Genomic DNA, 18,573 nt, shown 5'->3' on the forward strand with positions numbered 1-18,573 from the left:
CATGCCGTCATCGTAGCCCAGCCTACACGATATTGTCGCGCCGCAGCGTGGCGATGGCGTCCTGGTCCCAGCCCCAGTCGGCCAGGATCGCGGGCCCGTCCGGTGCGGCGACCGGCCCGGCATGGCCCGGCGTGCGCGAGAAGCGCGGTGCCGGCGCCGGCTGGGTCACGCCGTCGACGTCGACGAAGGTCGCGCGTGCCGCGTTATGCGGGTGTTGTGGCGCCTCGTCCATGTCGAGCACGGGCGCGAAGCACACGTCCGTGCCCTCCAGCAGCGCGCACCACGCGTCGCGCGTGCGCGTGGCGAACAGCGCCGCGAATTTTTCCTTGAGTGCCGGCCAGTCGTCCTGGCGCCGCTGCGGCACGAACGCCGGGTCGGCGGCGCCCGTCAGCACCAGCAGTTGCGCGTAGAACTGCGGTTCGATGGCGCCCACGGCGATGAACCTGCCGTCCGCGCAGGCGTAGGTGGCGTAGAACGGCGCGCCGCCGTCGAGCAGGTTCGCCCCGCGCTCGGACGACCACGAACCGTGCGCGCGCAGACCGTACATCATGGCGCCCAGCAGCGCGGCGCCGTCCGTCATCGCGGCGTCGACGACCTGTCCGCGCCCCGACGCGCGCGCTTCCAGCATGGCGCAGACGACACCGAACGCCAGCATCATGCCCCCGCCGCCGAAGTCGCCGACGAGGTTCAGCGGCGGAGCGGGCGGCCGGTCCGCCTCGCCCATCGCATGCAGCATGCCGGACAGCGCCACGTAGTTCAGGTCGTGCCCGGCCGCGTGCGCGAGCGGGCCGGTCTGGCCCCAGCCGGTGACGCGGCCGTACACCAGCTTCGGATTGCGCTCGCTGCACACGTCCGGGCCGAGGCCCAGTCTCTCCATCACGCCGGGCCGGAAGCCTTCGACGAGCGCGTCGGCCTTGGCCACGAGGTCGAGCAGCAGGTGGCGCGCGCGCGGGCGCTTGAGGTCCAGCGCCAGCGAGCGCCGGCCGCGCGCCATCACGTCGTACTTGGTGCCCAGCGACGGGTAAGGATTGGGTAGAGCGGGATCGAGCTTGCGCTCGATGCGGATCACGTCCGCGCCCATATCGGCCAGCATCATCGCGGCGAACGGGCACGGGCCGATGCCGACCATTTCGATCACGCGCAGGCCTGTGAGAGGTCCGTTCCGTCCGTTGCTCATCACAGCGAGCGGGCGATGATTTCTTTCATGATCTCGTTCGCCCCGCCGTAGATGCGCTGCACGCGGGCGTCCAGGTACATCTGCGTGATGGGGTATTCGAGCATGTAGCCGTAGCCGCCGAACAGCTGCAGGCAACGGTCGACGATCTTGCACTGCAAATCCGTGATCCAGTACTTGGCCATCGACGCGCGCACGGTGTCCATGCGGCCGGCGACGAGGTCTTCGATGCAGCGGTCGATGAAGACGCGCGCCACCGTCGCTTCCGTCTTGCACTCGGCCAGCACGAAGCGCGTGTTTTGCATCTCGATGAGGGCCTGGCCGAACGCACGGCGCTCGCGCGCGTGCGTGACCGTGAGTTCCAGCGCCCGTTCGATGCAGGCGACGCCCGCCACGCCGACGATCGTGCGTTCGTACGGCAGTTCCGCCATCAGCTGGGCGAAGCCGTGGCCTTCTTCGCCACCGAGCACGCTCGAGAGCGGGACGATGGCATCGTCGAAGAACAGCTCGCACGTGTCCTGGCCTTTCTGCCCCATCTTCTCGAGGATGCGGCCGACGCGGAAGCCCGGATTGTTCGCCGTCTCCAGCAGCATCAGCGAGATGCCCTTGGCGCCGGCGGCGGGGTCGGTCTTCGCGACGACGAGGACCAGGTCGGCCAGGAAGCCGTTCGAGATGAAGGTCTTGGAACCGTTCAGGCGGTAGCCCAGGTCCGTGCGCACGGCCGTCGTGCGGATGCCCTTCAGGTCGGAGCCGGCGCCCGGCTCGGACATCGCGATGGCCGCGATCAATTCCCCGCTCGCGAGCCGCGGCAGGTATTTGTACTTCTGCTCTTCCGTCCCGTTGTTGAGGAGGTAGTGCGCCACGATCGCATGCACGTGCAGGCCGAACGCGGTGTCGCCGGCCAGTGCCAGTTCCTCGAACACGACGGCCTGGTGGGCGAACGTGCCGCCCGATCCGCCGAAATCGTCGGGCACGTCCGCGAGCAGCAGACCCAGTTCGCCGGCCTTTCGCCACAGCGCGCGGTCGACGTGCTGCTGTTCGCGCCAGCGCTGCTGGTGCGGCACGACCTCGCTCGCCACGAAACGGCGCACGGCGTCGCGGAAGGTTTCCAGCTCGGGCGTCATCCAGGGTGATGTCATGGTCGTCTCCTCACACCTGATACAGCGTGACGACGCACGCGCCGCCCAGCCCCAGATTGTGCTGCAGCGCCGTGCGCGCGCCTTCGACCTGGCGCGCGCCCGCGGTGCCGCGCAGCTGGTGCGTCAGTTCGAAGCATTGGGCGAGACCCGTCGCGCCGAGCGGGTGCCCCTTCGACAGCAGGCCGCCGGACGGATTCGTGACGACTTTACCGCCGTATGTGTTGTCGCCGTCGCGGATGAATTTGTCGGCACCGCCTTCCGGGCACAGGCCCAGCGCCTCGTAGGTGATCAACTCGTTGTGCGCGAAGCAGTCGTGCAGTTCGACGACGTCCAGGTCGTCGGGGCCGATGCCCGCCTGCTCGTAGACTTTATTCGCGGCTCCCCGGCTCATGTCGTAGCCGACGAGGCGCATCATGTCGTTCGAGTCGAACGTGCCGGGACGGTCCGTCGTCATCGCCTGCGCGGCGATGTGGACGTCGGCGCGCAGGCCGCGCTTCTTCGCGAAGTCCTCCGACACCAGCACGGCCGCGGCGGCGCCGCAGGTGGGCGGACAAGCCATCAGCCGGGTCATCACGCCGGGCCAGATCGCGGGGGCATCCAGCACGTCCTGGCTGCTCACCTCCTTGCGGAACAGGGCCAGCGGATTGTTCACGGCGTGCCGGCTGGCCTTGGCGCGGATGCGCGCGAAGGCTTCCAATGGCGTGCCGTATTTTTCCATGTGCGCGAGGCCGGCGCCGCCGAAGTAGCGCAGCGCCAGCGGGATCTCGGGCTTGCCGACGAGGCGGTCGGTGACGGCGTCGAAGTCGTCGAACGGCGCGGGACGGTCGGTGAACACGGACGCCAGCGCGCCGGGGCTCATCTGCTCGAAGCCCAGCACGAGCACGCAGTCGGCCGCCCCGCCCTGCACGGCCTGGCGCGCGAGATACAGCGCGGTGGAGCCCGTGGAGCAGTTGTTGTTGACGTTGACGATCGGGATGCCCGTCATGCCGACGCCGTACAAGGCTTTCTGGCCGCAGGTGGAATCACCGTAGACATAGCCGGCATAGGCCTGCTCGACCTCGGTCCAGGCGATGCCCGCATCTTCCAGCGCGGCGCGCGCGGCCAGCGCGCCCATCTCGTGGTACGGGGCGCTCGCCCCCGGTTTGGCGAACGGGATCATCCCGACACCGGTCACATGGACTTTGCGGCTCATCGTCGTCTCCTCGAGCACATGCTCTGTTATGGTCTGCAAACTAGGTCACTCGACCTGCTCAACCGATTATAGGTCAGACGACCTGTTTTTCAAAGCGTGCCGTGCGATAATCGTGTCCATGACTCCCACGCTCGACCAGACCCTGCGCAACAAGTCTTCCCTCACGACCGAAAAAGGCTGGGAGCGCGTGCACGCGATCCTGCAGGCCGCGCGTCGGCTGCTTGCCGCGGACGGCTATGCCGGCCTGTCGATGCGCAAGGTGGCCGCCGAGGCGGGCATGACCCTGTCGAACGTCCAGCACTATTACAACAGTAAAGAGGTCTTGCTGGAGGCCGTGCTGCTGTCCACGATGGACGAATTCCAGGCCAAGATGGACCGCATCTCGGCCGAGATGAGCGACCGCCCGCGCCTGGACCAGTTCCTGTCGACGGCGGACATGTTCCTGGAAGAGATCACGGACCCGGTCACGCACGCGCTGTTCTTCGAGATCTGGGCGCTGGCGTCGCGCAACGCGTTCGCCTCCAGCCTCATGGACCGTATGCTGGGGCGCGAGCGCAAGACCGTCTACAACCTGATCCGCGGGATGAATCCGACCATCTCCGACGAGGAATACATGCAGCGCGCGATCCTGATGGTGGCGCAGATCGAAGGGCTGATGCTGTTCCGCCTGGACCGCGAATCGCGCGGCGCGCAGTTCCTGGCCGTGCGGGCGGCGGTGCGCAAGGCGTTGCTCAACCTCGCCACCGTCCCGTAATGGACGTAGGGTGGACGGCGGCGCCGTCCACCCTACCGGACGCGCCCCGATTGTCGAATATACTGGTCCGGTTCAAGATAAGGGAGCCCGGATGGACCACGACATCAGCCTGATCACCACCATCGCCGCCGCCCTCGGTCTCGGCCTGCTGTTCGGCATGCTCGCCGTGCGCCTGCGCCTGCCGGCCCTGGTCGGCTATCTGGCCGCCGGCGTCATCATCGGCCCCGCCACGCCCGGCTTCGTCGCCGACGTGCATCTCGCCTCGCAGCTGGCCGAGATCGGCGTGATGCTGCTGATGTTCGGCGTCGGGCTGCATTTCTCGCTGGACGACCTGCTCGAAGTGAAAGGCATCGCGCTGCCCGGCGCCGTGCTGCAGATCGCGGTGGCGACCCTGCTCGGCATCGGCCTCACGCATCTGTGGGGCTGGGACCTCGGGGCCGGCCTCGTGTTCGGCCTCGCGCTGTCCGTCGCGAGCACGGTGGTGCTGCTGCGCGCGCTGGAAGACCGCGGCCAGCTCGATTCCTTCAACGGCCGCATCGCCGTCGGCTGGCTCGTCGTGGAAGACCTCGTGACGGTGCTCGTGCTCGTGCTGCTGCCCGCGCTCGCGGGACCGCTGGGCGGCAAGGGCGACAGCGGCGGTTCGCTGTGGCTCTCGCTCGGCAAGACCTTGCTGCAGGTCGGCGCGTTCGTCGCCTTCATGCTGATCGTGGGCCGCAAGCTCTTCCCGTGGTTCCTGTGGCGCGTAGCGAAGACCGGCTCGCGCGAGCTGTTCACGCTGGCCGTGATCGCGGCGGCCGTCGGCATTGCCTACGGCTCGTCGCATTTGTTCGGCGTATCGTTCGCGCTGGGCGCCTTCTTCGCCGGCATGGTGTTGCGCGAGTCGGAGCTGAGCCACCGCGCGGCGGAAGAAACGCTGCCGCTGCGCGACGCGTTCTCCGTGCTGTTCTTCGTCTCCGTCGGCATGCTGTTCGATCCGCGCGTGCTGGTCGAGAGCCCGCTGGAAGTACTGGGCGTCGTCGCCATCATCCTCGTCGGCAAATCGCTGGCCGCGTTCCTTCTCGTGCTGGCGCTGCGCTATCCGGTCAATACGGCGATCACGGTGTCCGCGAGCCTCGCGCAGATCGGCGAATTCTCGTTCATCCTGGCCGCCCTCGGCATCTCGCTCGGCCTGCTGCCGGAAATGGGCCAGAACCTGATCCTCGCGGGCGCCATCATCTCGATCGCCGTGAATCCGCTGATGTTCAAGCTGGCCGGCCCGCTGCAAAACTGGTTGCGCGAAAAATCCGAACACGCCCGCAAGCTGGAGCGCTCGCCCGATCCGCTGGCCGAGCTGCCGATGACGGTCACGCACGAGCGCCTGACGGGCCAGGTGGTGCTGGTCGGCTACGGCCGCGTGGGCAAGCGCATCGCGCAAGAGCTGGACAGCCAGGGCGTGCATTACGTGGTGGCCGAGCAGAACCGCGACATCGTCGACGCCCTGCGCCGGCGCGACCAGCCGGCCGTGGCGGGCAACGCGGCGGAGCCGGGCGTGCTGATCCAGGCCCATATCGCGCGCGCCGCCATGCTCGTGATCGCGACGCCGGACACGTTCCACGTGCGCGCGATGGTGGAGACGGCCAAGGCCCTCAACCCCGCCATCCGCTGCGTGGTCCGCACGCACAACGAGGAAGAGGCGCGCCTGCTGCGCGAGGAAACGGGCGGCACGGTCCTCGTCGGCGAACACGAACTGGCGCGCAGCATGACGCGCCACGTGCTGGACGGGTTAGCGCTCGCGCAGGCACACTGATTCCGTGACCACGACGGCGATGGCGCAGATCATCGTGCTTCGCTCCATGATGCCGGCGGCCAGCAATACGACGGTGAGACCCGCGCACCGCCGGACGCAATGGCCGCCCAGGCGCGCGCCCCGCAGCAGCGCCGCGGTGCAGACGGGCGGACCAGGCGGGACCGGATGCGCCGGACGAGGGCGCAACGCTGCAACGTGCCAGGCGGCGCCCGCCACGCCGGCCGCCGCCGCCAGCGCGGGCATCATCCGCGCCAGCGCGGGCATGGTCAGCAGCAGCTGCGCGACGGCCGCGCCGGCCAGGTACACGGGCAGGCCGGACGCCGTCCAGGCCGCGGCCCAGGCCACGCCGGCGGCCGCGGTGAGCAGGAACGCCCTTCCCGTCCCGACAAGTGCGGCCCGGTAGCGCCGCAACGGCGCCACGGCGAGCGGCAGCATCATCGGCACCATCATCAGCGCCCACATCCGCGTAAAGCCGGCCGCGGCACCGATCCACGACTGGCCGCACATCGGCAGCCACATGGCCGACATGGTCCACCCGCCGGGCATCGGTATGCTGCCCATCATCGCACGGGGTATTCGTCGTGCCGCCGCCACCAGACGCCGCTCTCGTTGCGGCCTTTAGGCGCGCGGTCCAGCCACGGGTACATGCCCCACAGCGCGTCGAGGCCGCGCGCGTAGGTCGAGTACGTGTGATACACGACGCCGTCCTCCTGCACGAACGCGCTCAGGCCCGGCCGCTCGCGCGTGTAGGTGGCGAGGTCGGTGCCGGTCGATGCGGCCTGCAGCGCCGCCGGACTGGCGCTGTCCTGCATCGTCCACTGGGTCTTGACGGATGACTGCATCGGCGGCTCGCGGCGGTAGTTGTACTCGATGCCGCCTTCGCGCTGCTGCGCCTCGCTGAACCAGACGTTGAAGTCGGCGTTGAAGTCCGCTGCGCCGCCCTGGTGCGAGGTCGCCCACGGGAACGTCCATCCCATGCGCTCCTTGTAGGCGCGCAGCTTGGCTTGCGGCGCGCGCGACACCGCCATCAGCATCACGTCGTGGTTGGCCAGGTGCGTGGCGATGCCGTTGAAGCCGTCGGCGATCGCCGAGCAGGACGGGCAGCCCGCGGTGTAGTCGACGCCGAACATGAAGTGGTAGACAAGCAGTTGCGAACGGCCCTGGAACAGGTCGGCCAGCGATGCGGTGCCGCCCTCGGTGTCGAAGCGGTAATCCTTGTCGATGCGGACCCAGGGCAGTGCCTGCCGCTGGCGCGCCAGCTCGTCGCCGCGGTGCGTGAGCTCGCGCTCCGCCTCCCACAGCCACAGCCGCGCGGCCAGCCATTCGTCCCGGGTTCCCGTCTGATGTGTGGTCATGGTCTTTCCTTTGGTGGTTGGGAACGTCGAAAAACCTGCTGCGCGTTTGCAGATTTGACCCGCGATGCTCGCTGTGCTTCTCGTACAGCTGCGCTTCTCGGTCAAATCTGCTGCCGCTCGCAACGGTTTTTCGAGGTCCCCGGTTGAAGGTGCGGTGTTATATTAGGAGCGGCACAACACACGACGGGAGTGACAAGTTTGGCGCGATTCCGATGGACTCGATGATCACGGCAGCCGCCCTGTCCCTGGCGCGCGGCGACCCGCTCGGCGCGCTGGACCGCGTCGCCTTGCGTGACGATGCGCCCGCGCTCGCATTGCGCGGCATCGCGATGGCGCAGCTGGGCGATCTCGCGCGCGCCCGCCAGCTGGTGCGCCGCGCCGCCCGCGCCTTCGGTGCGAAAGAAGCCGTCGCGCGCGCACGTTGCCTGCTCGCCGAGGCCGAGATCGCGCTCGCCGTGCGCGACCTCGACCCATGTGCAGTGCTCCTCGCCGACGCGCACCGCACGCTGGACGAGCACGGCGACCACGCCAATGCCGCGCACGCCCGCTACCTGGATATCCGCCGCCTGCTGCTGATGGGCCGCCTCGACGATGCCGAACAGCGCCTGGCCGCGCTGGACCCGGCCGGCATGCCGCGCGCCCTGCGCGCCGCGCACGAGCTGACCGCGGCCGGCATCGCGATGCGCCGCATGCGCTCACAGGCGGCGCGTGCGGCGCTCGCCCGCGCGGGCGCCCATGCGCGCGCCGCCGGCATCGCCGCCCTCGGCGCCGAGATCGGCTGGGCGGAGCGCCTGCTCGATGCGCCGGCAGCCAGGCTCATCACGCCGATCGGGGCGCGCGACGTGCTGCTCGATGAGGTGGAGAGGCTGATGTCATCCACGGCGCTGGTGGTCAACGGCTGCCTGCATGCCGTGCACCACCTCGCCCTGGAAATCCCGCTGGCCCGGCGGCCGGTCCTGTTCGCGCTGGTCCGTACGCTGGCCGAGGCCTGGCCGCAGGACGCACCGCGCGAAACGCTGATCCTGGCCGCGTTCCGCATCCGCCATCCCGACGAGACGGACCGCGCCCGCCTGCGCGTCGAGATGGGCCGCCTGCGAACCGTGCTGCGCGGCGCGGCAAGCGTGCGCGCCACGCCGCGCGGCTTCCAGCTGGTGCCGCGCGACGGCCATGAAGTCGCCGTGCTCGCCCGGCCCGTGGACGACGACCACGCACCCGTGCTGGCGTTGCTGGCGGACGGCGAGGCGTGGTCCAGCTCCGCGCTCGCGCTGGCATTGGGAACCAGCCAGCGCACCATTCAGCGCTCCCTGGAAGCGCTGGCGGCGGCCGGCAAGATCCAGGCGTTCGGACAGGGCCGCGCGCGCCGCTGGTCGATGTTGCCCTTGCCCGGTTTCGCGACAAACTTGTTACTCCCGACCGCGCTGGGCGTTCAATAAAATGACGGCATGAAAACGACACCTGCCCACATCGTCCGCGAATACGGACCCTTCGACGACAAGCCCGGCGTGCATGGCGTCTCCTTCGACGGCAAGCAGCTCTGGTTCGCATCCGGCGACCACGTGAATGCGGTCGATCCCGACAGCGGCCGGCTGCGCCGCTCCCTCGCCGTCCAGGCCCATGCGGGGACGGCCTTCGACGGCCGTTACCTGTACCAGATCGCGGACAGCCGCATCCAGAAGATCGACCCGGACACGGGCGCGGTCCTGTCGAGCATCCCGACACCGGAAGGCGGCGGTGCCGGCCTGACGTGGGCCGAAGGCTCGCTGTGGATCGGCCAGCACCGCGCCCGCAAGATCCACCGTCTCGACCCGGAGACCGGGGCGATCCTGAATACGATCGAATCGAAGCGCTTCGTCACCGGCGTGACGTGGTTGAACGGCGAGCTGTGGCACGCCACCTGGGAAAACGAACAGAGCGATTTGCGCCAGGTCGATCCGCGCACCGGCGACGTGCTGCAAAGCGTCGAGATGCCGCCCGGCGTGCTGGTATCCGGTCTCGAATCCGACGGCGCGGACCGCTTCTTCTGCGGCGGTGGCGGCAGCGGCAAGATCCGCGTCGTGCGGCGCCCGGAATAAAAGTAAAAGGCGAAAAAAAACGGCGGACATCGCTGTCCGCCGCATTAACTTGAGTGCTACCTCAAGACCATCAAACAACCACCAAACTTTATCTCAGGCCACCGCCGCCTCTTCGGCACACAGCTTCAGGTTGGCGTGGCGCGGTGCCGAATTTGCCGCACTCAGGCCGGCCATCAGGGCGTCCTTGTGCTGTTCCAGCAGGTCGAACACGGCGTCTTTCGACAGCACGTACTGGTCGAGCAGCGTGTCCTTGATCGAGACGATCACCTCTTCGTAGTCGCGGATCGCATTCAGCGTGTAGTTGTACAGCTCGTCCGATTTCTCCTCGACCTGGCGCAGCGTGTGCTCGCCGGACGCGTCGTTCTGCAACTGGCTGTAGTCGATCTTGGCGCGCGAATACATGGAGAGGCGGCCGACCATCAGGTTCAGCATCTTCGTGATCTTTTCGATGTCGTTCTGGCTGCCCACCGAGATGCCGCGTGCGCCATAGAACAATTCTTCCGCCGCGACGCCGCCGTACAGGCCGATCACGTCGCGCTCGAGCTCTTCCAGCGTGCGCAGCGACATGTCTTCACCGGACTGCAGCACATAACCCAGCGCACCGATCTTGGACACCGCTTCCGTGCTGATCTTCAGCAGATGCGACTTTTCCTTGACCTCCGCCAAACTCATGCCGGCGCGCAGGAACGGGTCGATCTGCATGAAGAAGTGACCCAGCTCGTGCACGGCGATGCGCTCGCGCTGCTTGAGCTTCTCGGCCGTCGTGGCGCGGTCCGTCAGGCCGATCGTGGCGCGCTCGTAGGCGCGGAACAGCAGGTCGGTATTGATGATCGTTTTTTCCTGGATCGAGATCATCGATGCGCGCTCGACCACGGTTTCCAGCAGGGCCGGGCTCAGGTTCTGGGTGATTTCCGCGACCTGGTCCAAGTCGAGGTCGTTCCAATCCACGAGCCCCTCTTTCTTGCGCGACAGGAAGCTGCGCAGGAGTTCCTTGCGCTCGGCCTTGTTCGGCAGGCGGAAATTGATCTTCACGGAGAAACGGCGCAGCATCGCTTCGTCCATTTCCGTCGACGCATCGTCGAAGTTCGAGGCGACGACCCAGATCACGCCCTGGCCCTTGTCGCTCTTGACGCCGTCCAGCAGACCCAGCAGGGTGTTGGCCGTGTCGTCTTCCCATTTCTTTTCGCTGCGGCCGCGCGGCATGAACAGGCTTTGCGCTTCATCCAGGAAGATGATGCAGCGGCCCTTGCCCGACGCCTTGCGGTACAGGGCGTTCAGCGCCTTCGAACCGCCGCCGACATAACCCGATTCCAGCGCCGAACCGGACGCCTGGATCAGCGGGATGTCGAGGCGCTTGGCCAGGTAACCCACCAGCTTCGTCTTGCCCGTACCGGCCGGGCCCGTCAGCATGACGTTGAACGGCTTGTCGATGTTGTGCTCTTTATACAACTCGCGGTTGCGGATCATGTCTTCCAGGTGCAGCACTTCCTGCTTGATGTCTTCCATGCCGATCAGGTCGTCCAGGCTGCCCTTGAGCTTGTCGGGCGTGATCAGCTGGCTGCTCATGCCCATGCCCGGGATGCCGAATTTCATGGCGTACAGGATCACCAGCAGCACGGTCAGGTCGAGCGCGTGGCGCTTCAGGAAATCGACGGTGTCGGCGCCGAAGCCTTCGCCCTCGTCCTGCATGACGGCCTTGTGCGACGCCAGGTATTCGTCCTTGGCGATGGAATACGGGATCGCGTTCTTGAGCAGCACTTCACGCTCCAGCGACAAGTGCGACGTGCTGGGCACCTTCACCACGTGCAATTGCGGCGCGTCCTTGAACTTATAGATATAGCGCGGTGAATCGGACAGCGGCTTTGCGACGATCAAATAGTCGAGGCGATCCTTCTCGGCGGCCAGCTGGGTGATTTCGGAAATATTTTGCGAGTAGACGACCGGCGACGGATCCTGCGGGATATCGGCCTTGTAGATTGCCCAGCCCGTCAGCACGCCAAGCATCACGGCGGTCAGAATCCGGACATAAACATTCTTAAAGGCAATTTGAAGTCGGGCAAAATTGGGCATATCGGTACTCTTACAAAGTCGAAGGTGCGTGACACTGCGGATATTGCGTGCCTTTCGAAGTGCCGAGTGGACGCGAAAGGCGGCGGTGCGGGGACCGCGGGGTCTTCAAACGTGTGCGTTTGATATTGTTTTGATGCCCGAAGGCAATGGGGATATGGAGACTATACTCGCAAAGAAAAGCGACGTGTATACCGTACGTGGAAAAAATTTGGAATCGCAACAGGGCTGATCAAAATGACATCAGTTTTCATTGTCCACCTCACACATCCATTACATGAACCGCAATAAACGCACTTGCATTTAGCTTTTTATCAATAGCCAATCGATTAATTTATTGCATTTGTTTTATTTAAAAAATGATTAACTTTGCCATCTGTTTATCATGCTTTAACTGCACGTAACGGACGCAATGCACAGCGCATTTTTGCTATGCTGGGATACATCCGCATGGCACCGCTATCGGTTCCCGGCGCGGATGACGTGAACCACCGTCAGACGTTGGTAAGCATTGATAAGGAATGACCGTGAAACGATACGCACTTGTCGCAACGCTCAGTCTCCTGCTGAGCGGCGCCGTCCAGGCTGCCGCCATTGACCTCGACAACGGCCACACCGTGCTTCGCATGCGCGGCGCGGCCGATCTGTCGACGGTAAATCACAACGAAGTGGTGGCACCGCCATCCCCTTCGATGTCCGAACTTCCGGAACCGGAAGTGTTTGCCATGATGCTGGTCGGCCTGATCCTGATCGGTTATCGGGCCAGCCGCGACAGCAGCGAGAAATTTAAATAAGGATCGAATCCTGAACTGTTCCGCAAGACGCGGAAAGTGCGGCGCCGCAAGGCGCCGTTTTCTTTTGTTGTATGCCTTTGAGAAAGGCCGGATGCCTCGGCATCAAGAAAATTATATGGGAACGAAATAGCCGATTTCAAGGGCAATTAAGCCGGCAATTCCTGGCACAGTGCGTGCAATTTACTCAAGGTCGCCCAATTGCGCGCCGTCGTCGCATCCCCTAACTGCTTGCCCAGCGCCGCGGCGGCCGTGCTGTCGAGGATACCGCCGGGGCACCACACATAGACGGCCCGACCGCCCAATGCCACCGCCCCGGGGTGCCAGTCCTGGCCGCACAAGGCTTCGATAGCATCGGGCGGATGGGTGCCGGCGAGGATGAAGGTCAGCAGGCGGCTATGGTCGGTCGCCAGTTCCAGCAAGGGATTGGAAGATATGATCTCGTCCAGCTCGGTGCACCCGAGCACGAGGGTGCGAGAGGCGACGCCCAGCTTGAGCACGAGCGCCTCCTCGATCTCGGCCGCCACCGCGTCATGCGCCTTGGCCGGACCGGTGAACACGACGTTTCCGCTGTTCAGCAGGCTGCGCACATCGTCGTAGCCGAGATCCCCGATCAGTTTGCGCAGGTCGGCCATGGCGATGCGTTTCGCCCGTCCGACATTTACGCCTCTCAATAGTGCAATATAGCGTTTTCTGGTCATCCGGGGATGCTAACTTGTCCGGATTAAGAAAGCATTAAGGCGGCACGCCCGCCTTACCCGATGGTAATATAATTACATTACAAAACACAAAGAGGGAAGCATGAGCGGTCCTTTCCAGCTGACGCTGCTGGCCGAGACCCGTCCGGGGATGGTGTTGTCCGACGTCGTACGCGACGGCAAGGGGAACGTGTTGCTGGCGCAGGGTGTCGTCCTGACGGAATCCATGCTCGCCTCGCTGGGCCGGCATGGCATCGACATGCTGCCCATCCTCCAGGCTGTCGCGGCACCGCCGCCTATCGATCCGGAAGCGATCCAGGCGCGGCTCGACCACGTGTTCCGCAAGCACGACCGCGACGATCTCGGCGACTGGGCCACCGGCATCCTGCGCCGCTTCGTGGAAGACTACCGCCTGCAGCGCGAGGTGACCCCATGAACCGCCTGACACCCGAACAGCTCGCGGCCGGCGTGCAAGACCTGCCCTCGCTGCCCGCCGTCGTCATGGAATTGCTCAGCAGCATAGAGCAGGAAGACATCGACATCTCCGTGCTGGCGAAAAAAGTGTCGTACGACCAAGCCCTGACGGCAAAAACCCTGCGCCTGGCGAATTCGTCGTCGTACGGTCTGCAAGTCAAAGTCACGACGATCCAGCAAGCCATTACGTTTCTTGGCTTCCAGACGACGCGCAACCTGATCACGGCGGCCGCCATCACCGGTTGCTTTCCGAGCGGACGTTGCGCCGGATTTCATGACAAGTCGTTCTGGCGCCATTCGATCGCGACGGCGGCGTGCGCACGCGCGCTGGCGCGCCGGATGCGCTTCAATCAAGACATCGCCTTCACGGCTGGCTTGCTGCACGACATCGGCCGGCTCGTGCTGGTGACGGGCCATCCGGACGCCTATGACCAGGTCGTGGCCTGGCACGGGCAACACGGCGGCGACTGGCAGGAGGCCGAACGGGCCGTGCTGGGCATCGACCACGTCGACGCCGGGGTCGCGCTGGCCGAGCACTGGAATTTCTCGGACACCATGCGTCATGCGATCGCCTACCACCATGCGCCCGACACGCAAGGCGCGGGATTCCTGGCTGCGATCGTGCACGTGGCTAATGCCATTGTCCACGCGCTCGATCTCGCCGGTGAAGACGATGAACTGGTGCCGCGCGTATCCAGCGTGGCCTGGGATGCGATGGGATTGAATGAAGAAGCCTATTTGCATCTGTTCCGTGAGACGGAATTGCAGTTCGGCGAGATGTCGACCATCCTGATGGCTTGAAAGAGGCCGTTCAAGCCCAGGACGGCCGGCGATAATGACGGCAGCGAAAGCCTGCTTCGCTGCCGGGTCGCACCGTAGGCATGACAGGACCGACTGTCATGCCCACGGCATCAGTGCGCATAGTTGCCCGACGGCTTGGACGAGGGTTCGTTCGATTGCGGTTGTTGAGCCGATTGTGCTTGCGGCTGACCTTGTTGCTGTTGCGCAGCCTGCTGAGCGGCTTGCTGTGCAGCTTTTTCCTCAGGCTTCGGGCGGCCTTGGGCATCGGACAGACGATATTTGGTGCGGCGGTCGCCCATCAGGTCACGCAAGTCGCGGATGCTCATGCCGGTCACTTCATGCATGCGAATCAGCAGCGAGGCGCCGACCGGCAGGCGATGGTGACGGATCTTGCTGATCACCGGCGGTGCGACCTCCAGCATGCGCGACAGCGCAGCATCGTTCTTCAACTGCATCTTGCCGAGCAGAATATCCAGCAAGTGGTTCGGGTTGTAGCTTTCCTGTGATGACAAAGCGTGATGTGCCATGATGACCTCGTGAATGGTTAAAATAGTTCTTTTTACGAACTGCGTTTAATGACTGAATTTCATCAACATAAGTTCCCGGATCGCGTTTCCGACTGACCAGGCATCCACCTGACATGCCGGCGACGTTACCGGACTGCGTGCGCTCCCTTGGCGGGAAGCGCGAAAAACCCATGCAGCGTCGGAACCCTTCCGGGCGCCGCGACCGGACTGCGGTCGCCGCTGCGGTTTTTGCACTCCCCGCTTCCCACATGCACTTGTTTTTCGGACAAATTATCAAACTCATATGCCGAGTTCACACTCGACCTGAGCACGAAATTCATTGGCCGAAATCAAGCTAACCGGTGGAAAGCTTGTCACATAGTCATTTCAGCACATGGTGACAAATTGTGGCGCACGCAAGTGTTTTTTTGGACTAATTTTGCAATTGCCGAGCTACACGAACTGGTTGATTCACAAAGAGAAATACATTCGAGTCGGCCCGGCAACTTTAAAGATAACAGCTGGCAAGGAAAATTCAAGATTTAACAATGTAACCGACTGTACAGAATTTAATGTTGGGAAAGTTCCAATTCCGCGTAGCATGGAATACCGGCGCGCACGACCGCACGCACCCGCTTTTCCGGCCCGTATTGCGATTTACGGTAAACTGGACGTCCACTTGTCAAGCATCAGGGAACGTCGTAAAACCGACGACGGTTTTTCGAGGTCCCCATCAGCACTCAGAAGCATTCCATGCAGAAAAAAGTATTCATCAAGACCTTCGGTTGCCAAATGAACGAGTACGACTCGGACAAGATGGCGGACGTGCTGGGCGCGTCCGACGGGCTCGTACGCACCGACACGCCGGACGACGCCGACGTGATCCTGTTCAACACCTGTTCCGTGCGCGAAAAGGCGCAGGAAAAAGTGTTTTCCGATCTGGGACGCCTCAAGGAACTCAAGCGCGCCAAGCCCGACCTGATCATTGGCGTGGGCGGCTGCGTCGCGTCGCAGGAAGGTGAGGCGATCGTCAAGCGCGCGCCGCACGTGGACATGGTGTTCGGCCCGCAGACGCTGCACCGGCTGCCGCAGATGATCCAGCTGCGCCGTCACACGGGCGCCGCCCAGGTGGACATCAGCTTTCCGGAAATCGAAAAGTTCGACCACCTGCCCCCGGCCAAGGTCGAGGGTCCGGTCGCCTACGTGTCGATCATGGAGGGCTGCAGTAAATATTGCAGCTACTGCGTCGTGCCCTATACCCGCGGCGAGGAAGTCTCGCGCCGCTTCGAGGACGTGCTGACGGAAGTCGCCGGCCTGGCCGCGCAGGGCGTCAAGGAAATCATGCTGCTGGGGCAGAACGTGAACGCCTATCGCGGCGCCATGGAGTCCGGTGAAATTGCGGACTTCGCCCTGCTGCTGGAATACGTGGCCGAGATTCCCGGCATCGAACGCCTGCGCTTCGTCACGAGCCACCCGAAAGAATTCACCCAGCGCCTGATCGACGCGTACGCGAAGATCCCGCAGCTGGTCAACCACCTGTACCTGCCGGTGCAGCACGGCTCCGACCGCATCCTGCAGGCGATGAAGCGCGGCTACACGGGCCTGGAATACAAATCGATCATCCGCCGCATCAAGGCCGTGCGCCCGGACATCTCGATCTCGTCCGACTTCATCGTCGGCTTCCCGGGCGAGACGGACGCCGATTTCGAAGCGATGATGAAACTCGTGGACGATGTCGGCTTCGACAACAGCTTTTCCTTCATCTTCAGCAAGCGCCCGGGCACGCCGGCCGCCAACCTGGAAGACGATACCCCGCACGAGGTCAAGCTCGCGCGCCTGCAGCGCCTGCAGGCGCAAATCGATGCCAACACCCGCAAGACCAGTGCAGGCATGGTCGGCACCGTGCAGCGCATCCTGGTGGAAGGCCCCTCCAAAAAAGGCGGCGGCGAACTCCAGGGGCGTACCGAGAACAACCGCGTCGTCAACTTTTTCCCGGGCGCCGCAAGTAGCGACACGCTCGTCGGCCAGCTGGTCGACGTGCGCATCACCGAGAGCCTGGATTACACCCTGCGCGGCGACCTGGTCGCCAGCATTGATACGATTGCCAAAGCCAGTTGAAAACGCCCACCCAGCCTTCGTACTTCATTCCCGAGCCGCTCGATAACACGCGGCTCGCCCACCTCTGCGGACCGCTCGACGAGAACCTGCGCCAGATTTCGGCCGCGCTCGACGTGACCATCTTCCGGCGCGGAGAGAAATTCATCGTCAGCGGGACGAACGCCCAGCGCGCCGTCGAACTGCTCGAACGCTTCTATGCCGTGGCCGACAAGGTCGTGCCGATCGAGGAAGTGCAGCTGGCGCTCGTCGAACAGCGCGCCGGCCTGAAACCCAAGACGGCCGACGCCGAGGCATCGCCCAAGGAGCCGGGCGCCGCGGTCACCGAGGAAGTCGACAAGATCGATGGAGAAGCCGACGACGAGGAACTCGTCAGCCCGATGCTCAAGACGCGCCGCCACGACCTGCGCGGCCGCACGCCGCACCAGATCCAGTACCTGAAGGCCGTGCTCGAACACGACATCAGCTTCGGCATCGGCCCGGCCGGCACCGGCAAGACCTATCTCGCCGTCGCCTGCGCCGTCGACGCCCTCGAGCGCGACGCCGTCAAGCGCATCATCCTCACGCGCCCCGCCGTGGAAGCGGGCGAGCGCCTGGGCTTCCTCCCGGGCGACTTCGCGCAGAAGGTCGACCCGTACCTGCGACCGCTGTACGACGCGCTGTACGACCTGCTCGGCTTCGACCGCACGCAAAAGCTGTTCGAGAAGCAGGTGATCGAGATCGCCCCGCTCGCGTTCATGCGCGGCCGCACGCTGAACCACGCGTTCGTGATCCTGGACGAGGCCCAGAACACGACGGCCGAACAGATGAAGATGTTCCTGACCCGGATCGGCTTCGGCAGCAAGGCCGTCGTCACGGGCGACGTCACCCAGGTCGACCTGCACAAGACGCAGCGGAGCGGCCTCGTCGACGCCATGCACGTGCTGAAGGACGTGCGCGGCATCGCCTTCACCCAGTTCTCCAGCGCCGACGTCGTGCGCCATCCGATGGTGGCCCGCATCGTCGACGCCTACGAGAAGGCCGCGTCGATGCAGGAACTCGGCGCGCTCCCCGGCACTTTGAACAAACCAGCGACCCGCCATGTCCGTAAAAAAGCATAACCTCGAACTGGACGTCCAGTACCCCGACACCCGCCTGGAAGCCTCCCTCACGCCCGAGATGGTCGAGCGCTGGGTACAGGCCTCGCTCCTCGGCCCGGCCGAGCTGGCGATCCGTTTCGTCGACGCGGAGGAAGGCCGGACCCTGAACCGCGAATACCGCGGCAAGGACTACGCCACCAATGTGCTGACCTTCGCCTACAACGAGGGCGCGGAAATCGACGACGACGAACCGACGCAGGCCGACATCGTCCTGTGCACGGACGTCCTGCAGCGCGAAGCGGATGAGCAGAAGAAGACGGTCGAAGAACACGCGGCACACCTCGTCGTGCACGGCGTGCTGCACGCCCAGGGCTTCGACCACGAGACGGACGAGGAAGCGGAAGAGATGGAACAGCTCGAGCGCGACATCATGGAAGTGCTCGGGTACCCGGATCCGTACGCGGAGAACGAATAAAAATTTCCGTCGTTCCCGGCATTGCCGGAAACGACTTCTCGCGGAAGCGGGAACCCATGCTGAGCCAATGTGGACGCGACGTATGGGTTCCCGCT

18 protein-coding genes are annotated in these 18,573 nt (G+C 64.8%); 10 read left to right on the forward strand and 8 right to left on the reverse strand.

All coding sequences use genetic code 11. The features are described 5' to 3' along the window. Window positions 1–22: 22 nt before the first annotated feature. Genes BVG12_RS15850 through BVG12_RS15860 form a run of 3 tightly spaced genes read right to left on the reverse strand, consistent with a single transcriptional unit; the run spans window position 23 to window position 3,505 of the window. Window positions 23–1,177: a CaiB/BaiF CoA transferase family protein gene (locus BVG12_RS15850; RefSeq protein ID WP_075793243.1), complete on the reverse strand. Its 1,155-nt coding sequence runs from the start codon at window positions 1,175–1,177 to the stop codon at window positions 23–25. Continuing rightward, window positions 1,177–2,313: an acyl-CoA dehydrogenase family protein gene (locus tag BVG12_RS15855; protein ID WP_229503899.1), complete on the reverse strand. Its 1,137-nt coding sequence runs from the start codon at window positions 2,311–2,313 to the stop codon at window positions 1,177–1,179. Before BVG12_RS15855 ends, BVG12_RS15850 begins: the two co-directional genes overlap by 1 nt. Window positions 2,314–2,323: 10 nt before the next feature. Next, window positions 2,324–3,505, reverse strand: coding sequence for a lipid-transfer protein (locus tag BVG12_RS15860; RefSeq protein WP_075793245.1), 1,182 nt, complete (start codon window positions 3,503–3,505; stop codon window positions 2,324–2,326). Between the two features lie 118 nt (window positions 3,506–3,623). Here BVG12_RS15860 and BVG12_RS15865 point away from each other — a divergent pair, with 118 nt between their 5' ends. Beyond that, entirely contained in the window at window positions 3,624–4,259 is a 636-nt protein-coding gene (locus BVG12_RS15865) for a TetR/AcrR family transcriptional regulator (RefSeq protein WP_075793246.1), read from the forward strand. Window positions 4,260–4,350: 91 nt separating this feature from the next. Beyond that, entirely contained in the window at window positions 4,351–6,045 is a 1,695-nt protein-coding gene (locus tag BVG12_RS15870) for a cation:proton antiporter domain-containing protein (RefSeq protein WP_075793247.1), read from the forward strand. On the opposite strand, the gene BVG12_RS15875 is transcribed toward BVG12_RS15870, so the two are convergent. Together BVG12_RS15875 and BVG12_RS15880 are read right to left on the reverse strand one after the other, a co-directional pair. Continuing rightward, window positions 6,022–6,609: a copper chaperone gene (locus BVG12_RS15875; RefSeq protein ID WP_075793248.1), complete on the reverse strand. Its 588-nt coding sequence runs from the start codon at window positions 6,607–6,609 to the stop codon at window positions 6,022–6,024. The two genes, BVG12_RS15870 and BVG12_RS15875, sit on opposite strands and share 24 nt — an antisense overlap. Further along, on the reverse strand, window positions 6,606–7,400 hold the full coding sequence (locus BVG12_RS15880) for a DUF899 domain-containing protein (protein ID WP_075793249.1): 795 nt from the start codon (window positions 7,398–7,400) through the stop codon (window positions 6,606–6,608). Before BVG12_RS15880 ends, BVG12_RS15875 begins: the two co-directional genes overlap by 4 nt. Before the next feature lie 212 nt (window positions 7,401–7,612). On the opposite strand from BVG12_RS15880, the gene BVG12_RS15885 reads away from it, so the two are divergent. After that, the gene (locus BVG12_RS15885; protein WP_075793250.1) at window positions 7,613–8,833 is read left to right on the forward strand and encodes a helix-turn-helix domain-containing protein; all 1,221 of its coding nucleotides are present in this window, start codon (window positions 7,613–7,615) and stop codon (window positions 8,831–8,833) included. A 9-nt stretch (window positions 8,834–8,842) separates the two neighbouring features. Next, window positions 8,843–9,472 carry a Vgb family protein gene (locus BVG12_RS15890; protein ID WP_075793251.1) on the forward strand — a complete coding sequence of 210 codons (630 nt, stop codon included), beginning with the start codon at window positions 8,843–8,845 and terminating at the stop codon, window positions 9,470–9,472. Window positions 9,473–9,565: 93 nt separating this feature from the next. Here the strand turns inward: BVG12_RS15890 and BVG12_RS15895 are convergent, their stop codons facing one another. Beyond that, complete coding sequence (locus BVG12_RS15895; RefSeq protein WP_075793252.1) at window positions 9,566–11,542, reverse strand: AAA family ATPase; 1,977 nt, start codon at window positions 11,540–11,542, stop codon at window positions 9,566–9,568. 518 nt (window positions 11,543–12,060) lie between these two features. Between BVG12_RS15895 and BVG12_RS15900 the strand changes: the two genes are divergently transcribed. Continuing rightward, complete coding sequence (locus tag BVG12_RS15900; RefSeq protein WP_229503900.1) at window positions 12,061–12,333, forward strand: hypothetical protein; 273 nt, start codon at window positions 12,061–12,063, stop codon at window positions 12,331–12,333. 146 nt (window positions 12,334–12,479) lie between these two features. On the opposite strand, the gene BVG12_RS15905 is transcribed toward BVG12_RS15900, so the two are convergent. Beyond that, a complete protein-coding gene (locus BVG12_RS15905) occupies window positions 12,480–13,031 on the reverse strand; it encodes a DUF1697 domain-containing protein (protein ID WP_075793253.1) in 552 nt (183 codons plus the stop codon). Window positions 13,032–13,131: 100 nt separating this feature from the next. Here BVG12_RS15905 and BVG12_RS15910 point away from each other — a divergent pair, with 100 nt between their 5' ends. Beyond that, on the forward strand, window positions 13,132–13,464 hold the full coding sequence (locus tag BVG12_RS15910; RefSeq protein ID WP_075793254.1) for a hypothetical protein: 333 nt from the start codon (window positions 13,132–13,134) through the stop codon (window positions 13,462–13,464). Next, window positions 13,461–14,303 (forward strand): HDOD domain-containing protein, encoded by an 843-nt coding sequence (locus BVG12_RS15915; RefSeq protein ID WP_075793255.1) that lies wholly within the window; start codon window positions 13,461–13,463, stop codon window positions 14,301–14,303. The genes BVG12_RS15910 and BVG12_RS15915 overlap by 4 nt, the downstream gene beginning before the upstream one ends. A gap of 110 nt (window positions 14,304–14,413) precedes the next feature. Here BVG12_RS15915 and BVG12_RS15920 read toward each other — a convergent pair whose 3' ends face one another. Beyond that, the gene (locus BVG12_RS15920) at window positions 14,414–14,830 is read right to left on the reverse strand and encodes a hypothetical protein (RefSeq protein WP_075793256.1); all 417 of its coding nucleotides are present in this window, start codon (window positions 14,828–14,830) and stop codon (window positions 14,414–14,416) included. Window positions 14,831–15,562: 732 nt separating this feature from the next. On the opposite strand from BVG12_RS15920, the gene miaB reads away from it, so the two are divergent. From miaB to ybeY, 3 genes are read left to right on the forward strand one after another with little or no spacing between them, the layout of a single operon-like run. Beyond that, complete coding sequence (miaB, locus tag BVG12_RS15925) at window positions 15,563–16,927, forward strand: tRNA (N6-isopentenyl adenosine(37)-C2)-methylthiotransferase MiaB (RefSeq protein ID WP_075793257.1); 1,365 nt, start codon at window positions 15,563–15,565, stop codon at window positions 16,925–16,927. After that, entirely contained in the window at window positions 16,924–18,024 is a 1,101-nt protein-coding gene (locus BVG12_RS15930; protein WP_075793258.1) for a PhoH family protein, read from the forward strand. Before miaB ends, BVG12_RS15930 begins: the two co-directional genes overlap by 4 nt. Beyond that, window positions 18,005–18,478: an rRNA maturation RNase YbeY gene (ybeY, locus tag BVG12_RS15935; RefSeq protein WP_075793259.1), complete on the forward strand. Its 474-nt coding sequence runs from the start codon at window positions 18,005–18,007 to the stop codon at window positions 18,476–18,478. Before BVG12_RS15930 ends, ybeY begins: the two co-directional genes overlap by 20 nt. Window positions 18,479–18,573: the final 95 nt, after the last annotated feature.

This window comes from Massilia putida, assembly GCF_001941825.1.
Taxonomy (GTDB): Bacteria; Pseudomonadota; Gammaproteobacteria; order Burkholderiales; family Burkholderiaceae_D; genus Telluria; species Telluria putida.